At 60.7% G+C, this 25,840-nt stretch carries 24 protein-coding genes; 8 read left to right on the plus strand and 16 right to left on the minus strand.

Features of this window, described 5'->3' with window-relative positions:
* Window position 1: 1 nt before the first annotated feature.
* The 3 genes from ASG68_RS27030 to ASG68_RS27040 form a co-directional block, all read right to left on the minus strand.
* Window positions 2-289 carry a type II toxin-antitoxin system mRNA interferase toxin, RelE/StbE family gene (locus tag ASG68_RS27030; protein WP_062576220.1) on the minus strand — a complete coding sequence of 96 codons (288 nt, stop codon included), beginning with the start codon at window positions 287-289 and terminating at the stop codon, window positions 2-4.
* A 3-nt stretch (window positions 290-292) separates the two neighbouring features.
* Entirely contained in the window at window positions 293-529 is a 237-nt protein-coding gene (locus tag ASG68_RS27035; protein WP_062576221.1) for a CopG family ribbon-helix-helix protein, read from the minus strand.
* A 79-nt stretch (window positions 530-608) separates the two neighbouring features.
* Entirely contained in the window at window positions 609-1,229 is a 621-nt protein-coding gene (locus tag ASG68_RS27040) for a TIGR00730 family Rossman fold protein (protein WP_082478318.1), read from the minus strand.
* 257 nt (window positions 1,230-1,486) lie between these two features.
* Here ASG68_RS27040 and ASG68_RS27045 point away from each other — a divergent pair, with 257 nt between their 5' ends.
* The 4 genes from ASG68_RS27045 to pssA all read left to right on the plus strand — a co-directional run bounded on the left by ASG68_RS27045 (window position 1,487) and on the right by pssA (window position 7,265).
* Window positions 1,487-3,520: a LysM peptidoglycan-binding domain-containing protein gene (locus ASG68_RS27045; RefSeq protein WP_062576223.1), complete on the plus strand. Its 2,034-nt coding sequence runs from the start codon at window positions 1,487-1,489 to the stop codon at window positions 3,518-3,520.
* A gap of 120 nt (window positions 3,521-3,640) precedes the next feature.
* Window positions 3,641-5,527 (plus strand): ABCB family ABC transporter ATP-binding protein/permease, encoded by a 1,887-nt coding sequence (locus ASG68_RS27050; protein WP_062576224.1) that lies wholly within the window; start codon window positions 3,641-3,643, stop codon window positions 5,525-5,527.
* Window positions 5,528-5,679: 152 nt separating this feature from the next.
* A complete protein-coding gene (locus ASG68_RS27055) occupies window positions 5,680-6,378 on the plus strand; it encodes a phosphatidylserine decarboxylase (protein ID WP_062576225.1) in 699 nt (232 codons plus the stop codon).
* A 35-nt stretch (window positions 6,379-6,413) separates the two neighbouring features.
* Window positions 6,414-7,265 carry a CDP-diacylglycerol--serine O-phosphatidyltransferase gene (gene pssA, locus ASG68_RS27060; RefSeq protein ID WP_062576226.1) on the plus strand — a complete coding sequence of 284 codons (852 nt, stop codon included), beginning with the start codon at window positions 6,414-6,416 and terminating at the stop codon, window positions 7,263-7,265.
* Window positions 7,266-7,339: 74 nt separating this feature from the next.
* On the opposite strand, the gene ASG68_RS27065 is transcribed toward pssA, so the two are convergent.
* The 9 genes from ASG68_RS27065 to ASG68_RS27105 form a co-directional block, all read right to left on the minus strand.
* Window positions 7,340-8,080: an SDR family NAD(P)-dependent oxidoreductase gene (locus tag ASG68_RS27065; RefSeq protein WP_062576227.1), complete on the minus strand. Its 741-nt coding sequence runs from the start codon at window positions 8,078-8,080 to the stop codon at window positions 7,340-7,342.
* A gap of 139 nt (window positions 8,081-8,219) precedes the next feature.
* Complete coding sequence (gene purF, locus ASG68_RS27070; RefSeq protein WP_062576228.1) at window positions 8,220-9,707, minus strand: amidophosphoribosyltransferase; 1,488 nt, start codon at window positions 9,705-9,707, stop codon at window positions 8,220-8,222.
* A gap of 153 nt (window positions 9,708-9,860) precedes the next feature.
* Window positions 9,861-10,475, minus strand: a complete 615-nt coding sequence (locus ASG68_RS27075; protein ID WP_062576229.1) for a CvpA family protein — start codon at window positions 10,473-10,475, stop codon at window positions 9,861-9,863.
* A 197-nt stretch (window positions 10,476-10,672) separates the two neighbouring features.
* The gene (gene radA, locus ASG68_RS27080) at window positions 10,673-12,076 is read right to left on the minus strand and encodes a DNA repair protein RadA (protein WP_062576230.1); all 1,404 of its coding nucleotides are present in this window, start codon (window positions 12,074-12,076) and stop codon (window positions 10,673-10,675) included.
* Window positions 12,076-12,393, minus strand: coding sequence for a type II toxin-antitoxin system RelE/ParE family toxin (locus ASG68_RS27085; RefSeq protein WP_062576231.1), 318 nt, complete (start codon window positions 12,391-12,393; stop codon window positions 12,076-12,078). Before ASG68_RS27085 ends, radA begins: the two co-directional genes overlap by 1 nt.
* Window positions 12,383-12,646, minus strand: coding sequence for a type II toxin-antitoxin system ParD family antitoxin (locus ASG68_RS27090; RefSeq protein ID WP_062576232.1), 264 nt, complete (start codon window positions 12,644-12,646; stop codon window positions 12,383-12,385). The genes ASG68_RS27085 and ASG68_RS27090 overlap by 11 nt, the downstream gene beginning before the upstream one ends.
* A 53-nt stretch (window positions 12,647-12,699) precedes the next feature.
* Window positions 12,700-13,860: an alanine racemase gene (gene alr, locus ASG68_RS27095; RefSeq protein ID WP_062576233.1), complete on the minus strand. Its 1,161-nt coding sequence runs from the start codon at window positions 13,858-13,860 to the stop codon at window positions 12,700-12,702.
* Between the two features lie 128 nt (window positions 13,861-13,988).
* Window positions 13,989-14,633 carry a TerC family protein gene (locus tag ASG68_RS27100; protein WP_062576234.1) on the minus strand — a complete coding sequence of 215 codons (645 nt, stop codon included), beginning with the start codon at window positions 14,631-14,633 and terminating at the stop codon, window positions 13,989-13,991.
* A gap of 138 nt (window positions 14,634-14,771) precedes the next feature.
* Window positions 14,772-16,274, minus strand: a complete 1,503-nt coding sequence (locus tag ASG68_RS27105) for a replicative DNA helicase (protein WP_062576235.1) — start codon at window positions 16,272-16,274, stop codon at window positions 14,772-14,774.
* Window positions 16,275-16,622: 348 nt separating this feature from the next.
* Here ASG68_RS27105 and ASG68_RS27110 point away from each other — a divergent pair, with 348 nt between their 5' ends.
* The 3 genes from ASG68_RS27110 to ASG68_RS27120 all read left to right on the plus strand — a co-directional run bounded on the left by ASG68_RS27110 (window position 16,623) and on the right by ASG68_RS27120 (window position 19,814).
* The gene (locus ASG68_RS27110) at window positions 16,623-17,066 is read left to right on the plus strand and encodes a MarR family winged helix-turn-helix transcriptional regulator (RefSeq protein ID WP_062610273.1); all 444 of its coding nucleotides are present in this window, start codon (window positions 16,623-16,625) and stop codon (window positions 17,064-17,066) included.
* Between the two features lie 136 nt (window positions 17,067-17,202).
* Window positions 17,203-18,747 carry an MFS transporter gene (locus ASG68_RS27115; protein WP_413814048.1) on the plus strand — a complete coding sequence of 515 codons (1,545 nt, stop codon included), beginning with the start codon at window positions 17,203-17,205 and terminating at the stop codon, window positions 18,745-18,747.
* 11 nt (window positions 18,748-18,758) lie between these two features.
* On the plus strand, window positions 18,759-19,814 hold the full coding sequence (locus ASG68_RS27120; protein ID WP_062576237.1) for an HlyD family secretion protein: 1,056 nt from the start codon (window positions 18,759-18,761) through the stop codon (window positions 19,812-19,814).
* 70 nt (window positions 19,815-19,884) lie between these two features.
* On the opposite strand, the gene rplI is transcribed toward ASG68_RS27120, so the two are convergent.
* The 4 genes from rplI to rpsF all read right to left on the minus strand — a co-directional run bounded on the left by rplI (window position 19,885) and on the right by rpsF (window position 22,418).
* Window positions 19,885-20,460 carry a 50S ribosomal protein L9 gene (gene rplI / locus ASG68_RS27125; protein ID WP_062576238.1) on the minus strand — a complete coding sequence of 192 codons (576 nt, stop codon included), beginning with the start codon at window positions 20,458-20,460 and terminating at the stop codon, window positions 19,885-19,887.
* A 25-nt stretch (window positions 20,461-20,485) separates the two neighbouring features.
* Window positions 20,486-21,463, minus strand: coding sequence for a DUF2232 domain-containing protein (locus ASG68_RS27130; protein WP_062610275.1), 978 nt, complete (start codon window positions 21,461-21,463; stop codon window positions 20,486-20,488).
* Window positions 21,464-21,713: 250 nt separating this feature from the next.
* Window positions 21,714-21,962: a 30S ribosomal protein S18 gene (gene rpsR, locus ASG68_RS27135; protein WP_062576240.1), complete on the minus strand. Its 249-nt coding sequence runs from the start codon at window positions 21,960-21,962 to the stop codon at window positions 21,714-21,716.
* A gap of 12 nt (window positions 21,963-21,974) precedes the next feature.
* Entirely contained in the window at window positions 21,975-22,418 is a 444-nt protein-coding gene (gene rpsF, locus ASG68_RS27140; RefSeq protein WP_062576241.1) for a 30S ribosomal protein S6, read from the minus strand.
* 1,386 nt (window positions 22,419-23,804) lie between these two features.
* Between rpsF and ASG68_RS32645 the strand changes: the two genes are divergently transcribed.
* Window positions 23,805-25,805, plus strand: a complete 2,001-nt coding sequence (locus ASG68_RS32645) for a calcium-binding protein (RefSeq protein ID WP_062576242.1) — start codon at window positions 23,805-23,807, stop codon at window positions 25,803-25,805.
* Window positions 25,806-25,840 lie beyond the last annotated feature (35 nt).

Here is a 25,840-nt window from a genome sequence, read left to right on the forward strand (position 1 = left end):
GCTATGCATCCTCCGGCCATTCCCGGGCGCCATGCTGCACGAACAGAATGTCGATTTGAGTATCGTGCACGCGGTACGCCACGATATATGGCGTTCCGGGAACGACGAGTTCTCGCGTTCCCTTGATGTCCCCGGGACGTCCAATGAACGGATTGTCCGCCAGGAGCCTAAGAGTCCTTGAATGAATGGCGTTGACGACGCGGGCGGCCGCGCGCGGATTATGCTGTGCGATATAATCGCCTATGCCGGCAAGTTCTCTGAGCGCGCGACGGGTCCATTCGATCCGCACGCGTCAGATCTGGCCATATTTGTTCAGCACGGCTGCAACCTCTTCGGGGCTGGCGAAATCACCACTATCGGCGTCGATGAGACCTTCCTCGACGCCGGCGACCCACTTTTCCTGCGAGGCGAGTGACCTGCCATGGGACAGGGCATCCTCAATGATACGCTCCCGCGTCAACGTCGAGCGTGCGGCCAGCCTGTCAATGCGGCGGCTGAGGTCTTCGGAAATACTGTTCTGGCTGCCCACGGGATTATCGCCTGTCAATGTTCTACCGCGACTTTAACGCGTGAACAGATTCCAATCAATCCGGCCGCTCTATACCGCGTCAAAGCTTGGCGATGATGCCGTCGTCGCCATCGCGGTCCACTTGGCTGGCCCAATGGGCAAGCAGGGCGGGCACGATCTCTTCCGGCTGGTCGATGACGATCGGCTGGACGAGGTGGGCCGTATGGATGAAGCCGGAATCAGCCATATGGCGGATCAGCTTCATCAGCGGATCCCAAAAGCCGCCGATATTGGCGAGCACCATCGGCTTGCGGTGGCGGCCAAGCTGCGCCCAGGTCATGATCTCGACGATCTCTTCCAGCGTACCGATACCGCCGGGCAGGGTGACGAAGGCGTCGGAGCGCTCGAACATCTTGTGCTTGCGGTCGTGCATATCCGGCGTGACGATCAATTCGCTGAGCTGGCCGAGCGAATGGCGCGTGGCCTCCATATCCATCAGGAATTCTGGTATGATGCCGGTAACGCGGCCGCCATGCGAGAGAACGCCGCTCGCGACCGCCCCCATGATGCCCTTGGTGCCGCCGCCATAGACGAGGTTCAGGTGATTCTCGGCGATGGATTTGCCGAGAATGCGGCCGGCATTCATGAAGGATTGGTCACGCCCCGGCTGTGAGCCGCAATAGACGCAGATGGATCGAATCGGGATATTTTTCTCACTCATGGTGCAAAGAGACATCGCACTGCAACAGGCGTCAAGAAAAATGACGGGAAAGGCAGGCATGCAAGCGCGAGGAAAGGTGGCAATGCTTGTGTAAAACACCGGAAATCGTTAGCAATTTTAGGATTGGACTGACGCTTTGTGCGCGTTTCCGAATCCGGGGGCAGGAATACGGAACGTGAGCGCGTGCAGGGTATGGGGGAGCTGTGCTTTTGCGTTCATGTCGAGCGCAGACGGCTTCGGGCCATTTGGAGATGTGCATGATGAAGAACAAGGCCGGCTGGGTGGCCCTTATCGTCCTGGCAATTGCGTCGCTGCTGATGATTTTCGTCGTCATGCCGAATATTCAGGGCAAGAAGGATGGCATCACGGCGCAACAGCCCGCTGAGGACGCATCCAAGCCGGCCGAAACCGCAGCCGATGCAAAAGGTGCGCGTCCGACGGCCGAAGGCGATACGGCCAAGCAGGCGGAAACGCCGGCCGCAGCCACAGCCGAGATAGATACCAATGCCAAGCCGGCCGACGCCCAATCCGCTGAGACCAAGCCAGCCGATGCCCAGACCGCAGACGCAAAACCTGCGGATCCGACAACTGACTGGACCGTGCCCGGCTTCGACGTCCTGCGTGTCGAGCCGGATGGCTCGACCGTCATTGCCGGCCGGGCACAGCCGAATACCAAGATCGAGATCGTCAGTGGAGACATGGTCGTCGGGACGGCCGATGTCGGCGCGACCGGCGATTTCGCTGCGATTTTCGACAAGCCGCTGGCCGCCGGCGACTATCAGTTGACGCTGCGCAGCGTCGGCGAGAACGGTGCCACCAAGTCATCCGAGGAAGTCGCGACCCTATCGATCCCGAAGGACAAGGCTGGCGAACTGCTCGCCATGGTCTCCAAGCCGGGCGAAGCCAGCCGCATCATCACCACGCCGGAAGCTGAGACCGCCAACAAGCCGGCGGATGCGACCGCACAGCCGGCACAGGACGTGGCGAAGGCAGAGCCGAACACCAATGCTGCCGCTGCAACGGCCGAGACAGCCAAGCCGGCGGATACGACCACCAAGCCTGCCGATGCCGCCTCCGCTGCACAAACACCGGCAACGACCGAGGGCGATGCCGCAGCCGTGAAGCCGGCGACACCTGCGGCAGGCACCCCTGCCGCTGTCGCGGTCTCTGCCGTCGAGATCGAAGGCAAGAAAATCTTCGTTGCGGGTAGCGCCAAGGCCGGCGCGCTTGTGCGCATCTATGCCGATGACACGCTGGTCGGCGAGACCAAGGTGGATGAACAGGGCCGTTTTGTCGTCGATGGAACGATCGACCTTGCTGTCGGCAACCATACGATCCGTGCTGACGTGATCGGGGCTGATGGCAACAAGGTCGAAGTGCGGGCCGCGGTGCCATTCGATCGTCCTGCCGGCGAGCAGGTGGCGGCTGTTGCGCAGAGCAATGCGCAAGGGACTGTCGCACCGTTCGATGGCGGCAGCTTCGACGGTTTGCGCCTGGAGGCCGGCAAGGCCCTCGGTCTGCTCAAGGGCCTGTTTGCCGATGGCAAGCTGCCAAGTGTCGAGCAGTTGGCAGCGGCGCGCTCGGCGACCGAGATCGCGCTGAAGTCGCTGGCCGATTTCAAGGTGGCCGATAATCTCGACCAGAGCGTCAAGGAAATGGTTGGCAAGACCTCTAAGTCGGCAGCCGATGCGCTTGTTATGCTGAAGGCACTGCCGCAGGACGCAACCAGTGTTTCCGCTGCTCTCGGCAAGATCGAGGCTGCTGTCGGCTCGGCGCTGATGCCGCGTACCGATGGGACGGGCGGCAATGCGGTCGCGACCGAAACCACGACACCGGCGCCGGCCACGACGACCGACAATGCCACCGCGAAACCGGCTGAGGGGCAGGACGCAAAGCCTGCGCCCGCAACGGAAACCGCGCAGGCACCTGCCGCAGAGTCAACCACGCCCGCAACCCAGCCCGACGATTCCGCAACGGCAACCGACAATAGTGCGGCTGCTGCTACTCCGGCAACGGGGCAGGCAGCGGCTGAGCCGGAAACGGTCCAGCAGGCACCGCTACAGCAGAGCAAGACCTCGGTCATCATCCGTCGTGGTGATACGCTCTGGCAGATTTCCCGCCGTGTCTATGGCGCCGGCGTTCGCTACACGACGATCTACCTCGCCAATGAGGACCAGATCACCAATCCGGACCGCATTCTGCCGGGCCAGATATTCGGCGTGCCGGACAAGGCGATGTCGGAGGAAGAGTCGGAAGAGATGCATCGCAAGCACGTCAAGCATTTGCCGTGACGGCTTTTTGTCCGCCGCTCCATTGCGGCGGATGCCCATGAGACCTATCTGAAACATAAAGAGCGGCGCCTTGAGAAAGGCGCCGCTTTTGGTTGGAATTTGGCTAAGACGGGGACAGACGTGGCAGCGCAGAAAAAAACAGTATCGGCGGATTCAGGCAATCCGCTGCAGACGATCATAAATCTCTGGCCTTACATGTGGCCGAGCGACCGTGCCGATCTCAAGATGCGTGTCGTCTGGGCGACGGTCATCCTGCTGGTCGCCAAGATCGTGCTTTTGCTCGTCCCGTATTTCTTCAAATGGTCGACCGATGCGCTGAACGGCAAGGCCGATCTCGTCGGCGCGCTGCCGGCCGTTTTCACCGGCGCGGTGATGCTGGTACTGGCATACAATCTGGCGCGTCTGTTGCAAGCGGGGCTCAACCAGTTGCGCGATGCGCTTTTTGCCAGCGTCGGCCAGCATGCCGTACGACAACTCGCCTACCGCACCTTCGTGCACATGCATCAGCTTTCGTTGCGCTTCCATCTGGAGCGGCGCACCGGCGGCCTGTCGCGCATCATCGAGCGCGGCACCAAGGGAATCGAGACGATCGTCCGTTTCACCATTCTCAACACGGTACCGACGCTGATCGAGTTCCTGCTGACGGCCGTGATCTTCTGGTGGGGTTACGGGTTCAGCTACCTGCTCATCACCGCTGTCACCGTGGTGATCTATATCTGGTTCACCATCAAGGCGAGCGACTGGCGCATCGGCATCCGCCGTGCCATGAATGACAGCGATACGGACGCCAATACCAAGGCGATCGATTCCCTCCTGAATTTCGAAACCGTCAAATATTTCGGCAATGAAGAGATGGAGGCGAAGCGCTTCGACCAGTCGATGGAGCGTTATGAAAGATCCGCGACCCAGGTGTGGACCTCGCTCGGCTGGCTGAACTTCGGTCAGGCCGTCATCTTCGGCGCCGGCACAGCGATCATGATGGTCATGTCGGCCTTGGCCGTCCAGCGCGGCGAGCAAACGCTCGGCGATTTCGTCTTTATCAACGCCATGCTGATGCAACTCTCCATTCCGTTGAACTTCATCGGCTTCGTCTACCGCGAAATCCGCCAGGGCCTGACGGATATCGAGCAGATGTTCGACCTGCTCGAAGTGCAGGCGGAAGTTACCGACAATCCGGATGCGGTCGATCTGGTGATCGACAGGGGCGCGATTGCCTTCAAGGACGTGCATTTCGCCTATGACCCGGCCCGACCGATCCTCAAGGGCATCACCTTCGAAGTGCCTGCGGGCAAAACCGTTGCCGTCGTCGGTCCCTCCGGTGCCGGCAAGTCTACGTTGTCGCGGTTGCTCTATCGCTTCTACGATGTCCAGGAAGGGGCGATCACCATCGATGGTCAGGATGTGCGCGGCGTGAAGCAGAAATCGCTGCGCGCCGTCATCGGCATGGTGCCGCAGGATACCGTCCTGTTCAACGATACCATCGCCTACAATATCCGCTATGGCCGCATCTCCGCCACGCAGGCGGAAGTGGAGGCCGCGGCCGACATCGCGCAGATCGGCGGCTTCATCAAGAGCCTACCGGAAGGCTATAATGCCATGGTCGGCGAGCGTGGCCTGAAGCTGTCGGGTGGCGAGAAGCAGCGCGTGGCGATTGCCCGGACGGTACTCAAGAGTCCGCCGATCTTGATCCTCGACGAGGCGACATCGGCGCTCGATACCCGCACCGAGCAGGAGATCCAGGCAGCACTTGATATCGTCTCGCAAAACCGCACGACGCTGGTCATCGCACACCGTCTTTCGACTGTCATTCATGCGGATGAAATTATCGTCTTGAAGGATGGCGGCATCGCCGAGCGCGGCACGCATGGGGAACTTATCGACCGCGATGGGCTTTACGCTTCCATGTGGAATCGCCAGCGCGAAGCGACACAGGCCGAGGAAACACTGAAGAAGGTGCGGGAGAGCGACGATCTCGGCGTGGTGATGCGCGGTCCGGCGGCAGTGTGAGGGAGCGTATGCATTAGGCAGTCGGAAAGTCCCGCTTCACTGCGTGTGAATCCGGCTACTGCCCATTGCCTATCCCTGGTGCCTCTACCGCATTGCCCGTCAGGGCAATGCGGTGTACGTGCTGTTGCAAGAAAATTTGGAGAGATGAGTTCATGAGCTTGATCAATACGGTGCGCAACACGCTGGTTCCGGTCCACAAGGAAGGCTATCCCTTCATCGCCGGTTTCTTCGTCGTTTCGCTGGTTCTCGGTTTCCTCTGGGAGCCGCTGATGTGGATCGGCTTCATCCTCACCGCTTGGTGCGCCTATTTCTTCCGTGATCCCGAGCGCATGACCCCGCTGGACGATGATCTGGTCATCAGCCCTGCAGATGGTCGTGTCTCGTCGATCGCGCTGATGACGCCGCCGGAAGAGCTCGGGTTGGGCGACGCGCCGATGCTGCGTATCTCCGTCTTCATGAACGTCTTCAACTGCCATGTGAATCGTGCGCCGATGGGCGGCACGATCCGCCGCATCGCCTATCGCGCCGGCAAGTTCGTCAATGCCGAACTGGACAAGGCAAGCCATGAAAACGAGCGCAACGGCCTTGCGATTGAAACGGCGCACGGCACGATTGGCGTCGTGCAGATTGCCGGTCTGGTCGCTCGCCGCATCGTCTGCTGGTCCCACGAAAGCGATACGTTGCAGCCGGGCGAACGTTTCGGTCTGATCCGCTTCGGGTCCCGGCTTGATGTCTTCCTGCCGGCGGAGGCCGCGCCGCGCGTCAGCCTCGGTCAGACGGCGATCGCCGGTGAAACCGTCCTGGCCGAATTCGGCTCGTCAAAGGGACCGGTCATCAGCCGTCGCGGCTGATACTGCGGCCGTTGAAACAGGAGCAGGAGCACGCCATGGAAACGCCCTTTCCGTCTTTTGAACCGAACGGCCCGAACGACGAGGCGCGGGGACCCCGCCTGCGGGAAATCCCGCTGCGGCTCATTGTGCCCAACCTGATCACCGTACTGGCGATCTGCGCCGGCCTGTCCGGCGTGCGCCTAGCCTTCGAAAACCGGTTCGAGCTTGCCGTGGCCATGGTTCTGGTTGCCGCCTTTCTCGATGGCATTGACGGCCGCGTCGCGCGGTTGATGAAGGCCACGTCGAAGTTCGGCGCGCAGATGGATTCGCTCGCCGATATCGTCAATTTCGGCGTCGCTCCGGCACTGGTGCTCTATGCTTTCGTTCTCGATCAGGCCCGGTCACTTGGCTGGATCGCCGCGCTGATCTACGTGATCGCTGCAGGCCTGCGGCTTGCCCGTTTCAACGTCATGGCGGAGCGTGAGGTCAAGGCCAGCTGGCAGTCGGAATATTTTGTCGGCGTGCCGGCGCCTGCTGGCGCCATGCTGGTGCTGCTACCGATGTATCTCGGTCTTCTGGGCGTGGCGCCGGATCGGCCGATCGCGATCTTCGCTTCAATCTATACGGTCCTCATCGCCTTCCTGCTGGTCAGCCGCCTGCCGGTCTGGTCCGGCAAGTCGGAAAACCGCGTCCGCCGTGACCTCGTCCTGCCGATCATCCTGTTCGTCGTGCTCTACGTCGCGACCCTGATGAGCTTCACCTGGGAAACCATGGTGCTGACAGCCGTCGGCTACCTGATCAGCCTGCCGTTCGGCGCGCGCAAATGGCAGAAAAAATACGGCGACTGGCCGCTGCATCCAGACCATCTGACGACAGCCGAAGATGGCCTGCCGGGCGACAAGAAGTAAGCAATCGATCAAAGCATGAAAAAAGCCGCCGCGGATATCTCGCGGCGGCTTTTTCGTCTCTATGGCTCGAAGGATCAATCCGGCAACCGGTAATCAACGATCCTGTTTTCGCGCACGATAAACAGCTTGCCGGTTTCCGTCTGGTCGGGACCAACGAGCGGCAGCAGCTTGGCGGCGACTTCGGACGGATGCGGCAATGTCGTCGGATCTTCGCCCGGAACCGCCTGTGCCCGCATGGCCGTGCGCGTTGCGCCCGGATCGACCGAAAGGATGCGCAGCGGCAGACGCTGGGTTTCCCCGGCCCAGGTGCGCGCCAGAGCTTCCACGGCGGCCTTGGAGGCGGAGTAGGGACCCCAGAAGGGCTTGCACTTGTGCGCGGCGCTGGAGGACAGGATCAGGGCACGGCCGGCATCGGACAGTTGCAGCAGCGGATCGACCGAGCGGATCAATCGCCAGGTCGCCGTCACGTTGACCGTCATCACCTTCTCGAACACCTTGGCTTCGACATGGCCGATCGGCGAGATGATGCCGAGCACACCTGCATTGGCAACCAGAATGTCGAGCTTGCCCCAACGCTCGTGAATGGCGCCGCCCAGTTTGTCGATCGCAGCCATGTCAGCGAGATCGAAAGGCACCAGCGTCGCCGGCAGTCCGCCCGCCTGTTTGATCGCGTCATCGAGATCCTCAAGGCCGCCGACCGTGCGGGCGCAGGCGATTACCTGTGCACCGGCCTTGGCCAGTTCCAGCGCGGTGAAGTAGCCGATACCACGCGATGCGCCCGTGACCAGTGCAATGCGGCCCTTGAGATCGATCATGTCTGGATGACTCCGAATTTCTGATGCGGCTTGCTGTGCCACACGTTCGGGCTCGGATGCAAGGCAGATGCTGGACGGGAGGATCGTGGCGGATGGACGCAAGGGCCGGTTTTCGGCGCCTTGCGTGTTCGAAAGGCTATCAGCCCTTGCTGGCGAGGACAGAGAGCTTCAGACCGGCCGTCTCGCCATTCTTGTCGAGCAGACGGGTCGGGTAGTCCCCGGTAAAATAGTGATCGGTAAACTGCGGACGAGCTGGATTGCGATCTTCGCCGCCGACAGCACGATAAAGCCCGTCGATCGTCAGAAACTCCAGCGAGTCGGCGCCGATGTACTTCGCCATCGCCTTGATGTCGTTGTACTGGTTGGCCAGCAACTTGTCGGCGTTCGGCGTGTCGATGCCGTAGAAGTCCGGATAGAAGATCATCGGGCTTGCAACACGGATATGAACCTCGGTCGCGCCGGCATCGCGGATCATCTGCACAATCTTGAGCGAGGTGGTGCCGCGAACGATGGAATCGTCGACCAGCACGACGCGCTTGCCTTCGATCATTGCCCGGTTGGCAGAGTGCTTCAGCTTGACGCCGAAGGCGCGGATCTGCTGCGTCGGCTCGATGAAGGTGCGGCCGACATAGTGGTTGCGAATAATGCCGTATTCGAAGGGAATGCCGCTTGCCTGGGCGAAACCGAGCGCTGCCGGCGTTCCGCCATCCGGAACCGGAACGACAACGTCGGCCTCGACAGGCGATTCCTTGGCGAGGTTGATGCCCATGTTCTTGCGGGCGACATAGACGCTCCGGCCGCCGACGACGGAATCGGGGCGGGCGAAATAGACATATTCGAACAGGCAAAGCCTTTCCGGCTGCTGATTGGCCGGCTTGCGCGCATCGATCTGGATCGAGCCATCCGGCTGGGTTTCGCAGATGATGACTTCGCCATTCTCGACATCGCGGATGTATTTCGCGCCGATGATGTCGAGGGCGCAGGTTTCCGAGCAGAAGATCGGCTTGCCGTCGAGTTCGCCCATGACAAGCGGCCGGATGCCGATGGGGTCGCGGGCGGCGATGAGTTTCGTGCGCGTCATTGCGACCATGGCATAACCGCCTTCCATCTGGCGGATGGCATCGATGAAGCGGTCGGCGGTCGAGGAATGGCGGGAGCGGGCGATGAGGTGAAGAACGACTTCGGTATCGGACGTCGACTGACAGATGGCACCGGTGGCGATGATCTGGCGGCGAAGCGTGAGGCCGTTGGTGAAGTTGCCGTTATGGGCAATCGCGATACCGCCGACTTCGAGTTCGGCAAACAGCGGCTGGACGTTGCGCAGCGCCACTTCGCCGGTCGTCGAGTAACGCGTGTGGCCGATCGAAATGGTGCCCGGCAGCTTGGCCAGGATCGCCGGGTCGGTGTAGTGGTCGCCAACGAGGCCCATGCGCTTTTCCGTGTGGAACGCGCCGTCGAAGGTGACGATGCCGGCCGCTTCCTGGCCGCGATGCTGCAGGGCGTGCAGCCCGAGCGCCGTCAGGGTCGCTGCGTCCGGATGTCCAAGGATTCCGAAGACACCGCATTCTTCGTGCAGCGTGTCGCCATCGATCTCGTCGTGAATCTCTGCTGCTCGCAAATGGGTCATCGCTGTTGGCCTTTGTTGTGACGGCTGAAACGCGTTTCGCATATCGTATCAGATTTTCCGTCCTTCAAGTCGATAAGACCTGAGGGTTTCACATATCATCATTGCAAAATGGACAAGGCCCGCCGGAGCGGGCCATGGTGTTTATGGTCGGACTCAGCCGTTTGTGGCTGCGCCATTCGTGGCCGGCGTTTCTTCCGCCGGCGGCTGCGTTGTCGCGCCGCCCGTGCCTTCGTTTTCGCCTTCGCCGGTCGTGTCCTTGCCACGCAGGCGGTCGAGGATCGTCGCATCGGCGTTTTCGGGCAGGAGCGCGATCAGCTTGCCGCCGAGATTGTCGAGCAGCGGCTTGGACTTTGCCGTGGTGACCCAGACTGGCTGCTGCTGCGGAGCAACCAGCCAGTTGAAGAACAGCATGGCGACGACGACGAGCAGAACGCCGCGGGCCGCGCCGAACAGGAAACCGAGCGTGCGGTCCAGCGCACCGATCCGGCTGTCGATGATGAAATCGGCGATCCGCATGGTGATGAAGGAGATGATGATCAGCGCGATGAGGAAGATCACACCGGCCGAGCCGATCATCGCAACCGTGTCGCTGCTGGTATAGCCCTTGGCGAAGGGCAGGAGGTGAGGATAGAGGAAATAGGCGGCAGCGGCAGCGCCGAGCCAGCTTGCGACCGACAGGACTTCCCGGGAAAAGCCGCGGACCATGGCCAAAATGGCCGAGAAAAGCGCGACGCCGAGAACGATACCGTCGAGAATTGTAATGGGCATATTTGTCCTACTCCGAAACCGCCTTGCCACGCAGCGTGTCCATCCGGACCCGAAAGGGACGCTGCACCCCAATCAGATGCGCGACCCGACGCTGATTGTCCGTGGACCATATATCATCAAGCCGCAAGCGTCTTTCGATGGTCCATGACTGAACACTATTTTCACCGGAATTCGTCGATTTTTAACCAACGGTTTCCTCAATCGTCATCGTCTGTCTGCCTCAGCGCACCCTTCGATCCGGCAATACGCGCCACCAGATCCGGCAGGCTTTCCATCTCCGCCCACTTCATACCGGCGCCCTTGGGCAGATCGGCCGAAGCGGATGGCAGGACAGCCTGTGAAAAGCCGAGCTTTTCGGCTTCTTTAAGGCGCTGGGCGGTATGCGCAACCGGCCGGATTGCCCCCGACAGACTGACTTCGCCGAAATAGACGCAATCGGACGGAAGGGCAAGACCGGCAAGCGACGAAACCAGTGCGGAAGCGACGGCAAGGTCGGCCGCCGGCTCGGAAATGCGATATCCACCGGCAATGTTGAGATAGACGTCGTGCTGGCCGAGCCGGACGCCGCAATGGGCCTCCAGCACGGCGAGGATCATCGACAGCCGTGCCGAGTCCCAGCCGACGACGGCGCGGCGCGGTGTGCCGAGCGAGGTCGGCGCCACCAGCGCCTGCACTTCGACCAGCACGGGACGCGTCCCTTCCATGCCGGCAAAGACTGCGGCACCTGGCGATTTCGCGTTGCGCTCGCCGAGAAACAGTTCGGACGGATTGGTGACTTCGCGAAGTCCTCTGTCGGACATTTCGAACACGCCGATCTCGTCGGTCGGGCCGAAACGGTTCTTGACGGTGCGCAGGATGCGGTAGTGATGGCCGCGGTCACCTTCGAAATAGAGCACGGCATCGACCATGTGTTCGACAACGCGCGGTCCGGCGATCTGGCCTTCCTTGGTCACATGGCCCACCAGCACGATGGCGGAACCCGTCTGCTTGGCGAAGCGGATCATCGCCTGCACGCCGGTGCGCACCTGCGTGACTGTGCCCGGCGCAGAATCGACAATATCGCTCCACAGCGTCTGGATCGAGTCGATGATGACGAGATCCGGCCGCTTGCCTTCGCTCAGCGTCGCCAGAATATCCTCGACATTTGTTTCGGCCGCGAGCAGCACGTCGGTGTCGGCAGCCCCCAGCCGCTGGGCGCGCAGGCGAACCTGTGCGACGGCCTCTTCACCCGAGACATAGATGATCCGATGGCGGCGTCGCGACAGGGCGGCAGCGGCCTGCATCAGGACCGTGGATTTGCCGATGCCGGGGTCGCCGCCGATCAGCACGGCCGATCCGCGCACGAAACCGCCGCCGGTGGCGCGGTCGAGTTCGGAAATGCCGGTCGTGATGCGCGGTGCATCCTCGATTTCACCCGACAGCGTGGTCAGCGCGACGGGGCGGCCCTTCTTCGGCGTCTTGCCCGGACCACCACCAATGCCCCCCATCGGGTCTTCCTCGACGATGGTATTCCATTGGCCGCAGCCTTCGCATTTCCCGACCCAGCGGGTGTGAACCGTGCCGCAGTTCTGGCAGATGAATTGTGTCCGGGCTTTCGCCATCAAGTGTCGCTTTCGGGGAAGTGTTTGAAGGATATGTCCTGCCAGCCGTGAAGGAAGCGGACAATGTAGATATGGGATTCTTCGACGCGGAAATAAATGCATCGGTCGCGATATGGCAAGGCCCGCAACTGCTGACGGAGATGATCGCGTGCAACGCCGGTGAAGCCGTTTTGCGCAATCGAATTGATCTTCGAATGGATATCGAGAACGAATGCAGCGGCAGCGTCCGGATTTTGTGCCGCGATATATTTGAAGATTGATCGCAGGTCTGCCCGGGCGGCGCGCGAGAAAACCGGTTTGCGGCTCTTAATCGTCATGCTGCCCGTGCATTATGTCCTGCAGAAGGGCGTCCCCATCCGCATATTCATGAACGCGGCCAGCGGCAATATCATCCTCGCCCTCCTGGATCAGCCTTTTCAACTCCAGAAATCTCGCCTCGTCGCGCTCCAGCAGCCGCAACCCGGCTCGCACCACTTCGCTCGCGTTGTTAAAGCGTCCGCTTGTGACCTGTTGGCTGATGAAGGCGTCGAAATGGTCGCCGATGACGAAGGATTTCTTCGAGTTTGACATGGGAACTCTCCTCACACCAACAATACCATAAGGTAGGAACAGTTCCTACTTTCTTACACCTCGATGTAAGCCCGTTCATGGCGGCTTCCGAGGCTGGTCAGCATTTCGTAGCCGATGGTGCCGCCAGCGCGGGCGACATCATCGACGGCGATGTTGTTGCCGAACAGTTCGATATAGTCGCCGGGGCGGGCGGCATTTTCCGGCAGGTCGGTGACGTCGAACAGGGTCAGGTCCATGGTGACGCGGCCAAGCTGCGGGATTTTCACACCATGCAGGAAACCGTAGGCGCCTCCGGGAGACGCTTGGCGCAATGTGACGCCGCCGCCGGAGAGCGAGCGGTGATAACCATCGGCATATCCCACGGCGGCAATGGCCACACGACTGTCCCGGGTGAACTGCGCCGAGCCGCCATAGCTTCCGGTATCGCCCTTGCGGGCACTGCGGATCACCAGGATGCGGGCTTCCGCCGTGACGACGGGTTTCATCGGGTTCGCCATGTCGTTGACGGCTTCGCCGCCATACACGGCGATACCGGGGCGCGTCAGGTCGAAGTGGAAGTCAGGCCCGAGATGAACACCGCCGGAATTGGCAAGGCTTGATTCGATGCCTTCAAAAGCGGCCGTAACCATCCGGAAAGATTCGAGCTGCCGGCGGTTGAGCGGATGCGACGGGTCGTCGGCGCAGGCAAGGTGGCTCATCACCAGAATGGGTGAAAAGCTTGCCGGCCTGGCCGGATCATTGGCGAGTGTCAGCGCTTCCTCGACCGCCAGGCCCAACCGGTTCATGCCGGTATCGACATGCAGGACGCACGGGTGATCGCCGCGCTCTGACAGCGTCGATATGAAAAAGGCGAGTTGTTCCTCGGAGTTGATGATCGGGATCAGGTCGTTGTCGAAGAACAACCGCTCATTGCCGGACCACATGCCAGCGAGGATATGGATGCGGCCATCTGGGACGATGGGGCGAAGGGCGACCCCTTCCTCTGCGTTTGCAACAAAGAAATCCCGCGCCCCGGCGCGGTAGAGTGTGCTGGCGGCAGGCCCGATGCCGATGCCATAGGCATTCGCCTTAAGGACGGCAGCAGCCCGGGCCTTGCCGGAAAGCTTGTTCATGGCCCGCCAGTTATCGGCAAGCGCACCGAGATCGATCGTCAGGCGATTGGACGCGGCCTCGAAGGCGGCATCAGCGGAAGAGGGATCGTGAAAATGGTCCATGAAAACAGAGATACAGCCAAGCGTAGGGCTCCGCAATCATCTGCACTGCGCAAAGCCCGGCCCTCGTCTTGGTAGGACAACGAGGGGAAGCGGCAGTCCAGCCCAGCTGTCTGCCGCCGCTTGAGCCATCAGCCAAGCGCCGACATGATGACCGGTTCAACTTCCATGAAGCCTTCGTAGATCATCTTCAGCGCCACGAAGAGAATGATCGCCAGACCCAGATAGGAGATCCAGGGGTAGCGGTTGAGAAGCTTGGCGATGAACGAGGCGGCGATGCCCATCAGTGCGATTGAAACGGCGAGCCCGAGGACCAGGATGTTCGGATGCTCGCGCGCCGCACCGGCAACCGCCAGCACATTGTCGAGCGACATGGAAACGTCGGCGATAACGATCTGCAGAGCGGCCTGCTTCAGTGTCTTGCGCGCCGCGCCGGCACCAACCACGCCGTCCTTGTCGATGTCCTCGCCGGTCAGGGATTCGAGCCCGGCATTTTCCTCGTGGGCGGCGGTGCGCAGTTCACGCCACATCTTCCAGCAGACCCACAGCAGCAGAATGCCACCGACGAGCAGGAGGCCGAGAATCTGCAGCAACTGGGTCGCCAGCAGAGCGAAGATGATACGAAGGACTGTGGCAGCGGCGATACCGATCAGGATCGCCTTCGCGCGCTGCTCCTTGGGAAGGCCGGCTGCAGCAAGGCCGATGACGATGGCGTTGTCGCCCGCAAGGACAAGATCGATCGCAAGGACCTGAAGCAGCGCAACAAAAGCTTCCATGAACGGATTTCCTCATAGGGGGATGGAGCCGCGACTGAGGTGCCGCGGCGAAGTGCCAGTTTTCTATTCGACTATCCGGAAGAATGCGGATTTGCAACACGACATGACTGAGGTTTGGCAAACCTGCATGCCAACCGATCAATGTTCCTCGTATTGCGTGAAACTCGAATCGGCGAGATCCGCGAAACGGGTAAATTCCGCCTGGAAGGCGAGCTTGACGGTTCCGGTCGGTCCGTGACGCTGCTTGGCGATGATCACGTCCGCGGTGCCCTTCACCTTCTCGAACTGCATCTTCCACTCTTCGTATTTCGGGTCGAACTCGTCGCGCGGCTCCAGGTTTTTCACGTAGTATTCCTCACGGAAGACGAAGAGCACGACGTCGGCGTCCTGCTCGATCGAGCCGGATTCACGAAGGTCGGAGAGCTGCGGCCGCTTGTCCTCGCGGCTTTCCACCTGACGGGAGAGCTGTGAGAGCGCTATGATCGGAACGTTGAGTTCCTTGCCGAGCGCCTTCAGGCCGGTGGTGATCTGGGTAATTTCCTGGACGCGGTTGTCGCTGGATTTGCCGGAGCCGGTCATCAGCTGGATATAGTCCACCACGAGGCAATCGAGGCCGCGCTGGCGCTTGAGACGGCGGGCACGGGCCGAAAGCTGGGCGATCGAGATACCACCGGTCTGGTCGATGAACAGCGGCACCTTCTGCATGGTCTGGGAAAAGCCGACCAGCTTTTCGAATTCCTGTTCGGAGATATCGCCGCGACGGATTTTCGACGACGAGACTTCCGTCTGCTCGGACATGATACGGGTGGCGAGCTGTTCAGACGACATTTCGAGCGAATAGAACCCGACCACGCCGCCGTTCTTGGCCTTGAAGGACCCGTCCGCCTGCACCTCGGACTCATAGGCCGCCGCGATGTTCCAAGCAATGTTGGTCACCAACGAGGTCTTGCCCATGCCCGGGCGTCCGGCGAGGACGATCAAGTCGGAGCGCTGCAGGCCGCCCATGCGCGCATCGAGCGAGACGATACCGGTCGAAATGCCGGACAGATTGCCGTCGCGCTCGAATGCCTGGCCCGCCATGTCGACGGCCTGTGCCACGGCATCGTTGAACGACTGGAAGCCGCCGTCATAGCGGCCGGTCTCGGCCAGTTCGAAGAGACGACGTTCGGCATCCTCGATCTGGCTTTGAGGTGGCATGTCGAGCGGCGCATCATAGGCGATGTTGACCATGTCCTCGCCGATTGTGATCAGCGAACGGCGCAGCGCGAGATCGTAGATCGCGCGGCCGTAGTCTTCGGCGTTGATGATCGATACGGCTTCGGCGGCGAGGCGGGCGAGATACTGGGCGACCGTCATGTCGCCGACCTTTTCGTCCACCTTCAGAAATGTCTTGATGGTGACCGGATTGGCGGTCTTTCCCATGCGGATGATGTCGCCGGCCACTTCGAAAATCTTGCGATGCAGCGGTTCCATCAGATGCACGGGCTTCAGGAAGTCCGAGACGCGGTAGAAGGCATCGTTGTTGACGAGGATCGCACCGAGCAGCGCCTGTTCGGCCTCAAGGTTGTTCGGGGCTTCGCGATATTGCGCTTCCGTCTGGTCCTTGGCGATGGGGGCAAGTCTGCGCGCGATCTCGTTCATGGCGTTCCGTCTCTGTCTCTGGCTGTGGCATCCTGTGCGGTCCGCGACGGCGGGGGTCAAGAGCATCGCATCAATGACTGTCGATGGATCGCGTCTTGCAGCCTGCCGTCACCGTTGTTCACAGGGCCTGCTGCAATAACACGGATATTCCGGCAATGCAGGCATTAACTGTTGACCGGTTTTCCGTTCGAATCGTGTTGTGGCCTGTATGCCCCATCATACCCGTCCGTCTTTCTGCCGTTGACATGAATTTTGCCGATATCGCGTCTGCCGGGTTGAAAACGGCTTTGGCGGCCGCTAGATAGGGTCAAAATAATTAGCATGCTACTAATATGAAAAAGGTACGAAATGTTCGACTCGGCCGTCAATCGTCAGTTGTTCGATGCGCTGTTTTCGGTGAATCGCAAGCTGCGGGCGCTGTTCGATGCGCGGGTGAAGGAGAGGGGGCTGACCTTGTCACGCGCTCGTGCCCTTTTTGCGCTTTCCAAACGGGACGGCCTCAATCAGCGCGAACTGGCCGAGGAGCTCGGTATCGAGACGCCGACCATCGTACGCCTGCTGGATGGCATGGAAAAACAGGGTTTTATCGAGCGTCGGATCGAGGCGAGCGATCGGCGCGCCAAGCAGATCCACATGACCGAGCGGGGGCGGGGCATTGCCGATGAAATCGACAAGCTGGCCTGCGAGATCCGCCAACAGGTGCTTGATGGCGTCGATGCGAAAGACAAGGCGACAGCCTTGCAGGTCGTCAGTATGATGGCCGGAAATATCCTCGTCATTACCAGGGATTGACCGGGAGATGAGCGCCGCGGTTCAAGAGAGGGAGATAGACCACAGCGAAAGCGACGCGGCGTCTGTCGTTGTCGCGCCACCCGTGGCTGCTCCACCACCGCCAGCGTCGATGAGCCCAGGGAGAGCGGCTGTCTACATGGCTTCCTCGGTCCTTCTGTTTCTCACGCAGGGCCTCGGCATGAACCTGCTCAATGCCAACATTTACCAGCTGCAGGGATCGTTGTCGGCGACGACGACGGAGATCGCCTGGCTGTCGGCGGCCTACATGGCGCCGTACGCCTCCATGTCGATCGCGCTGTTCAAAATCCGCTCGCAATACGGCCTGCGACGGTTCGCCGAACTCAGCATCATCTGCTTCGTAATCGCATCGATCCTCAACCTGTTCGTTTCGGATCTGCATTCGGCAACCGTCGTCCGGTTCCTGAGCGGCATGGCGGCGGCTCCGCTGTCGACGCTCGGCTTCCTCTACATGCTCGAAGCCTTCCCGCCGGCTCGAAAACTGTCCGTGGGACTGAGCCTCGCGCTTCTGAACACGACGCTGTCGGCGCCGATCGCCCGCATCATCTCGCCGCCGCTGATGCAGCTGGGCGGTTGGCACGCACTCTATACATTCGAGATGGGACTGGCGTTGATCGCCCTGCCTGTCGTCTATTTGCTGCCACTGACAGCGCCGCCGCGCGCCAAGGTGATCCAGAAGATGGATATCTTGAGCTATCTGCTTCTGGCGATCGGTTTCGGCTGTCTCGCGGTTTTCCTGACGCTCGGCAGACTTTATTGGTGGTTCGAAGCGCCATGGCTTGGCTTGCTGCTGGCCGGTTCGATCGCCTCCCTGACCGTCATGGTGGTCCTCGAACTGCCGCGAAAGATGCCGCTTCTCGACATGCGCTGGCTGTTCACCCGCGAGAACATGCACATGGCTGGCGTGCTGCTGCTGTTCCGCGTCGTGAGCTCGGAGCAGACGACGACCGCCGCGAATTTCTACATGCAGCTCGGTCTGCTCAACGATCAGACCCAGACGATGTATTCGATCATCCTGCTCGCATCCATCGCTGGTGGGCTGGTCTGCACCGTCCTGATGATGACGCGCTATGTGGAAACGGCCCATGTACTGGCCTTGCTGCTGATCGCCGGCGGTGCATGGCTCGATAGCCAGTCCACCAGCCTGACGCGGCCGGAGCAGATGTATCTGAGCCAGGCCATGGTCGCCGCCGGTGCCGCCATGTTCCTGCCGCCGGTCATGTCCAAGGGGTTCGCCGCCGTGCTCGCCAAGGGCGTGCCCTTCATCGTCAATTTCCTGGTGATCTTCCTCTTCACCCAGAGCATCGGCGCCCTCCTGGCTCAAGCCGCGCTTGGAAGTTTCGTCACGATCCGCGAGAAGTTCCATTCGAACGTACTCGTCGAGCATATCCTGCTCACCAATCCCTTCGTCGCCCAGCGCGTTTCCCAGCTCTCCGGCGCCTATGGCAAGGTCATTACCGACAAGTCGCTGCTAAACGCCGAGGGGCTGCAATTGCTTGGCCAGCAGGTGACGCGCGAGGCCAATATCCTTGCCTATAACGATGCCTTCCTCGTCATTTTCATCGCATCCTCCATCGGTCTCGCTCTGCTGCTCGGGCATCTCGCCTGGGCAAGACTGATCCGGCCTTGGGTAACGGCGCCAGCCGTTGCCACCTCCTCCTGACAGGTTTTCCCATGCTGAAGTCTCTTCGCTCCCCCGCAACCATTCTCACGCTCCTGGCTGGCCTGACCGGCGTGCTGCTTGTTCTCTATGCCTGGCGATTGCCGCCCTTCGCGACCACGGTGGAAATGACCGATAATGCCTATGTCCGCGGTTATGTGACGATCGTCAGCCCGCAGCTTTCTGGCTATGTCTTGAGGGTCGAGGTCAAGGATTACGAGGCTGTCAAGGCAGGGCAGGTGCTCGTCCGGATCGATGACCGCATCTATGCCCAGAAACTGGCCCAGGCGAAGGGAGCGCTCGATACGCAGAAGGCGTCGCTGGCCAATTCTCATCAGCAGGAATTGTCGGCAAAAGCGAGCATCGCCGCGAGCGAAGCCCAGCGCGACAGTGCCACGGCGACTTACATACGGGCAACGCAGGCCTGGGAGCGTATCCAGCCGCTGGCGGAAAAGGGCATAGCCACCTCGGTCGACGTCGATACCGCGCGGGCAACGCTCGAGCAGGCTAAGGCGGGTGTCGATCAGGCGACAGCCACGATCGAGGTGTCGCGCCAGAACCTTGCGACCACGATCGGTTCGCGGGCAGGATTGGAAGCAGCCGTGCGAAGCGCGGAGGCCGCCGTGGAACTGGCGCAGATTGATCTCGACAACACGACGATCACAGCGCCGCAAGACGGTAAGCTCGGCGAAGTTGGCGCGCGGCTCGGCCAATATGTCACGGCTGGCACGCAGTTGCTGGCAATCGTGCCGAAGGATGTCTGGATCATCGCCAATTTCAAGGAAACCCAGCTGGACGGCATGAAGATCGGTCAGCCGGTCGTCTTCACCGTCGATGCGCTGAGCAAGGCGAAACTGAGAGGGCACGTCGAACGCTTCTCGCCCGCTGCCGGCTCGGAGTTCAGCGTCATCCGCGCCGACAATGCGACGGGGAATTTCACCAAGGTCGCGCAGCGGGTCGGTGTGCGCGTGTCGATTGATCCGGATCAGCCGCTGGCGGATGCGCTGGTGCCGGGCATGTCGGTTGAAGTCAGCATCGACAAGGCTGCGGAACCGCAGACGGCGCAATAATTTCAAGCTCGAAATGCAAGAAAGCCCGCGACGATGTCGCGGGCTTTCTTGTCTTGAAGAGCAAAAAGACTTATTCGTCTTCGCCGTCGAATTCAGCTTCCGGGTTGAAGAAGTCTTCCGGCTTCAGGGCATCTTCGTCAACGCCGTAGATGGCGTCGGCCGAGGTCAGGCTTTCGCCCTTGAGCTGGCGTTCTGCTTCATCAGCCGAACGGGCAACGTTCATCTGAACCTTGATTTCGACTTCCGAGTGCAGGTGCAGGACGACGTCGTGCAGGCCGATGGTCTTGATCGGGTTGTTCAGGTCGACCTGGTTGCGGCCGATGTTGAAGCCTTCCGCAGCCAGAACGTCAACGATATCGCGGGCAGCGACCGAACCGTAGAGCTGACCGGTTTCGCCGGCCGAACGGACGACGATGAAGGACTTGCCGTCGAGCTTTTCGGCAACCGACTGGGCTTCCGACTTGCGCTCGAGGTTACGGGCTTCGAGCGTTGCGCGCTCGGATTCGAAACGCTTCTTGTTGGCATCGTTGGCGCGCAGAGCCTTGCCGAGCGGCAGCAGGTAGTTGCGGGCAAAGCCGTCGCGAACCTTGACGGTTTCGCCCATCTGGCCGAGCTTGGCAACGCGTTCGAGAAGAATGACTTGCATTGTCTTGATCCTTTCAGGTGTTAGTTCAGAGGTCTTTTGTTTCAGTTTCAGAGGTTTTCCCTGCCGGCGACAGCGCGATGGCACGCCGCGTGTCCATCAGACCCGACAGGAGAAAGAAGAAAGCCGGTATCGTGAAGATGAAAACCGACAGATAACCAAGCCACAGCACCGGAAGCCGCCAGGACTTGCCGCGCGTCCGGAAATGGAAGACGGCGAAACCGGCAAGCAGGAAGCCCGCGCCGAAGGTGCCGCAGATGAGCCCGCCGACCGTCGCCAGCGTGCCGCCCGTAAAGGCGAGGATGAGGCCGGCGAGAAAGGCGAATATGGAGAACCGGTGCATGCGCAGCGTCGAGGGCATGTCCTCGCGCGGACGCAGGTTCTTTCCCGACAATTGGACAACGCGATTGGCGATGTAATAGGCCGCAAACAGGATCATTACCCACAGCGTGCCGAACATCATCGGCCAGCCGATATGAAAGGCCGACTTGATCTGTGCGATGACGTCCGGGCTGAGGTCATATGCCGGATCTTGAGCCTTCATCGCGACCACGACCTGATCGACCACGACGCTGGCAAGACTATCGTCATAGCCGGTCACTGCGCCGATGATGAAGGCTGCGACCGTTACCATCAGGACCAATTGGCTGAGGATATCGGACAGGGGGTACCAGGCCAGCGCATCAGCCGGACCGCCGAGTTCCGACGCCGGACGCGCCAGATTGGCGACATGGCTGAGCCAGGCGGCGGGCGCGAGCAGCAGGATGACGAGAAACAGGGCGCCGAGTGGCGAAGAGAAGATGGCAAGGCCAAGGCCGGCGACAACAACGGCTGCGGCTGCGGCGGCATTGCCCCAGCCGAGGCCGGCAATGAGGATGGGCAGCGCTGCGGCCGCGACAAGGAAGATTGCAAGAAACGACTGCGCGTTCGCGCCGAGCAGAAGCAGGGCGACGGTCACGCCGGCGAGGGCGCCGGTCAGCAGCGATGTTGCATTCAGTATCTTCACGGTCGCTGTCCTGCTTTTCAAGCAGTTAGAGGCGTTTCCTTGTGGAAGGAACCAAGCCCCAACATGGGTTTTAGCGCAACTGCGCCGGTGTTTCCGATCCGCGCCCAACGCGAAAGGGAGAAGGTGAGGCGATGCCGGAGCATTCGCCTTACCTTGAGTCAGCTTCCGTTGAGTCAGAAACTCAACGGAGAGTCATGTGTTTCATATTGCATATGCCTTTCCCTGGAGCGTGCTCCAAGGGGACATGCAATTAAGCCATGACGTAGGGCAGGAGGCCGAGGAAGCGGGCGCGCTTGATGGCCTGGGCCAGTTCGCGCTGCTTCTTCTGGGAAACTGCCGTGATACGCGAAGGAACGATCTTGCCGCGCTCGGAAATGTAGCGCTGCAGCAGACGGATGTCCTTGTAGTCGATCTTCGGAGCGTTGGCACCGGAGAAGGGGCAGGTCTTGCGACGACGGTGGAACGGGCGGCGTGCCGGAGCGGACAGTGTATCAGCCATGGTCTTTTCTCCTTATGCCCGGTCTTCGCGCGGACGGCGCGGACGGTCTTCACGGTCGCCACGCGGCGGGCGGTCGCCGAATTCGCGGCGCGGGCCACGATCGTCGCCATCGCGGCGCGGACGGTCGTCGCGGTCGCGCTTCTGCATCATGGCGGACGGGCCGTCTTCATGCTTCTCGACAGCGATGGTCATGTAACGAAGGATGTCTTCGTTGATGCGCATCTGACGCTCGACTTCGTGAACGGCCGGTGCCGGAGCATCGATGTCCATCAGAACGTAGTGAGCCTTGCGGTTCTTGTTGATGCGGTACGTCAGGGACTTGAGGCCCCAGTTTTCGACGCGCCCGACCTTACCGCCGTTAGCTTCCAGTACACCCTTGTACTGTTCGACGAGAGCGTCGACCTGCTGAGCGGAAATATCCTGCCGGGCAAGGAATACATGTTCATAAAGAGCCATGAGGCTTTGCCTTTCTTGCGTTAATCGTCACCCGGAAATCGGCGGCTAAGCCTCAACGACTGTTCAAGTGGCTGCGAGCAGCCGGCAAGAAAGTGTTGTTTCGAGACGGTCGAGAGCGGAGACACGGGAGGCTGGACCCCTCTAGGTCCGGACAGGTCTCTTAAGGGAAACCGGCCCTCCGTTCAGCCACCAGCCAGAAGACCGGGTGTTGCGAACAGCGCGCTTATACGCATTTTCGGCCAGGAAGCAAGGGGCGGCGGGAAATTTTGGTAAGGTCCCATCCTGTGCGGGTCATCTCATTGACAGGTCGATGATCTCCCTTTCCCGGTTCAGGCAACATGTGTGGCCACGCGCGAAAAATCGCCGTGGTTTTCAAAGAGCAGTTCGGCCGGGACACATCGAGTGCCTCAGGTAATAGTAGTAGGTGACACGCGATGTGCCCCGTTTCGATGTCTTTTGCCGCGCTTCTCAGGTTCTTCTCCGCCTCTCGTTTGACGGAGAGGCCTCCAATGCCCCGGCCCGCTGCTTATCCGCAGGGCCTTTCAATCTGGCGGGGTTCAGCCCTGGACCCTTGGACGGCAGAACCGTCCGGCGGCGTGAGCCGCCCGCGGCGTGGCTACCCGGCACGCCCGGTTCATTCGCGAACCGGAGGAGAACCGCCTTTCACGCGGCCCCGGAAACCTGACGCGCGTTCCGCCAGACCACCCGGGCACCGGCCCCGCCTCGCCGGCAACGCAAACCGGTGTATCCGTGACGGGACGAGTGGATTGTGGCACGGGTGATGGGGGCGGGGATGAACGGGGAAGAATTTTGGCCGGGAACGGTAGAGGTGGGCCTTGGATTTCATCGAGCTTGTTGTCGGCCGAACTGCCCGCGCGTCTGCAGATCTGCCACCGAAGTCGTACAGCCTGCGCATTAGCAGGCCCCGCCTCGCGGAGGCTTTTCATCCGTTGAATTTACCTGCGGCCAATAAAGCCGTGATCGCGTGCCAATGTCCCCGTCGCGGCATTCACAGTTTCACAACGCAGGCGGCGGCGATGGGAAATACCTTGGCAGTGTGCGTCGCAGTCATGACAGTGAAACCGTGAGTTAATCTTGTTGACTTGAGATTGCATGTCTTTATTTTTGCACGCGGATACGGGTCTTGCTGCAAGAAAGAGCAAGAAAATTTGTGAATTGCTTGGTGCTCATTTCCTAAGCGCCGATTTCATTTTTTCGAAAATATAATGGAAGCCAGGAGGTTGGGCTGTGGCAGGGATATCGATTTGGAAAAATCAGACCATTATTCCATCGGGAGCGACGGTCGCGTCTTTTAGAGATGGAAAGCTTTTCATCCTCGGCGAGGATAGCGATAGCGTAATACATGGATCTATCTTTGACGTTCGTGTGACGCAAACGCAGGCCGTCGATGTGAGTGGGCTGATCTACGATAACTTCTCGTGGCAGAATCCGATCGCTCGAAAATCCTACAATGGCAGCGTGGGAGTGGCCTATTCACTCGATTTCGAGCCCGGTGATCGTGATATCTATTTCCGCTACTGGGGGTCCGATGGTTACGGCAACGGCAGCAGCATCGAGTTCGTATTCTCAAGTGCAGACGAAGCCCTCAGCGACCTGCTGCTGGATGGCGGCATCTGGGGCAATTCAGCCGATGTTATCGTCGCATATAGTCTGACGGTCGGCGATGACCCATCCCAGGCCTGGCTTTCGCTCGCGGACTTTTCCGGCGAGACGGACTGGAAATTCAGGGTAGACAGTTCCGCAACCGAAACTGCGAGCAGCGTTAAAATCGCCTTCGTGGGGTCGGGAGATATCGCCGTTGTCTGGCAGGCGTTCGATCCCGGCACTCTCGTCCGGACAATCAAGTTTACTATCGTGGATGAAGACGGGACGGCTGTCTCTGCCGAACGTATCATCGGCAATACCGGTAATCCGGCATTTCCGACCATTACTGCGCTTGCCAATGGCAATGCGGTGATAGCATGGCAGGACGTTTCGGCGCAGAAGATGTATTATCAGGTGGTCGGCGCTGACGGTAACGATGTGACCGTCCTGCGGTCTGTCGATGATGCCTTCGGCATCGTGCCGAAACTCGTCGCAACGCCGGATGGCGGCTTTGTCCTGGCATGGTCGAGTTACGCAGGAACGGAAGGCGATGGCTCGCCGGACGGCGATGTGGTCATCCAGATGTTCGATGCATCCGGTAGTTTCGTCTCCGACTTCGAGATCGACAGGCCCGGCGACCAGAGCCTGTCGGATTTGACCGTAACCGAAGATGGCCGCATCGTCGTCGTCTACAATACGGAAACCGGCGACTCGACGGACACATTCCAGGATGCCTTCATGATCCTTGACCCGCGTGGGCGGGCGATTACCGGCGACGAAGGCAACAATGTCATCGTCGGCGGCCTGGGGGCGAGTGTCATCAGCGGCCTCGAAGGCGACGACCAGCTATACGGGATGAATTCGGCCGACACCCTGATTGGCGGCGACGGTAATGATCGGCTCGACGGCGGCACCGGCAATGACGTCATGGTCGGCGGGAATGGAGACGATACCTATTACGTCGATGGCTCCACGGAATTCGTGGTCGAGGTTGCCAATGGCGGCGCCGACCGCGTGTTCGCCTCGGTGAGCTTCGGGCTGGCGGGAACGCATGTCGAGAACCTGACGCTGACGGGAACCTCGAACATCAATGCCACCGGTAACAGCCTTGCCAATATCATCAACGGCAATGCCGGCAACAATATCATCGATGGCGGAACCGGCATCGACGTGATGTCCGGTGGAAAGGGCAATGACGTCTACATCATCGACCGGACCGGTGACACGGTGACCGAGACGACCGGTAATGGCACAGATCGGATCGAATCCTCGGTCAATTATTCGCTGGCGGGGATCCATGTCGAAAACCTAACCCTGACGGGAGCCCTGAATATCCAGGGTACCGGCAACAGCCTCGATAACGCCGTCGTGGGTAACGCTGCGAACAACGTGCTCGATGGTGCCGGGGGCAATGACAAACTGAAAGGGGCAGCGGGCGCCGACACGCTGACGGGAGGCACAGGAACCGACCAGTTCATCTTCACCAGCCTGTCCGAGTCGACCGTCGCCTCAAGCGGCCGTGACCTGATCCTCGATTTCGCACGCACCCAGGGCGATCGCGTCAATCTCAGCGTCATAGACGCCAACACGGCGCTGGCGGGCGATCAGGCGTTCACATTCGTCGGCGCGGCGTCATTCAGCAACAAGGCGGGCGAACTGCGTTACGCCGTCAGTGGTGGCGACACGTTTATCGAGGGCGATGTCGATGGCAACGGGACAGCGGATTTTTCGATCGTTCTCGACCGTAGCCTCGCCATGGTAGGGGCGGACTTCGTCCTCTGAGCGCTTGCCCGGTCGCGGGGCGGCGGAGGTTGTTC

This window comes from Rhizobium sp. Leaf453 (assembly GCF_001425605.1).
GTDB lineage: Bacteria > Pseudomonadota > Alphaproteobacteria > Rhizobiales > Rhizobiaceae > Pararhizobium.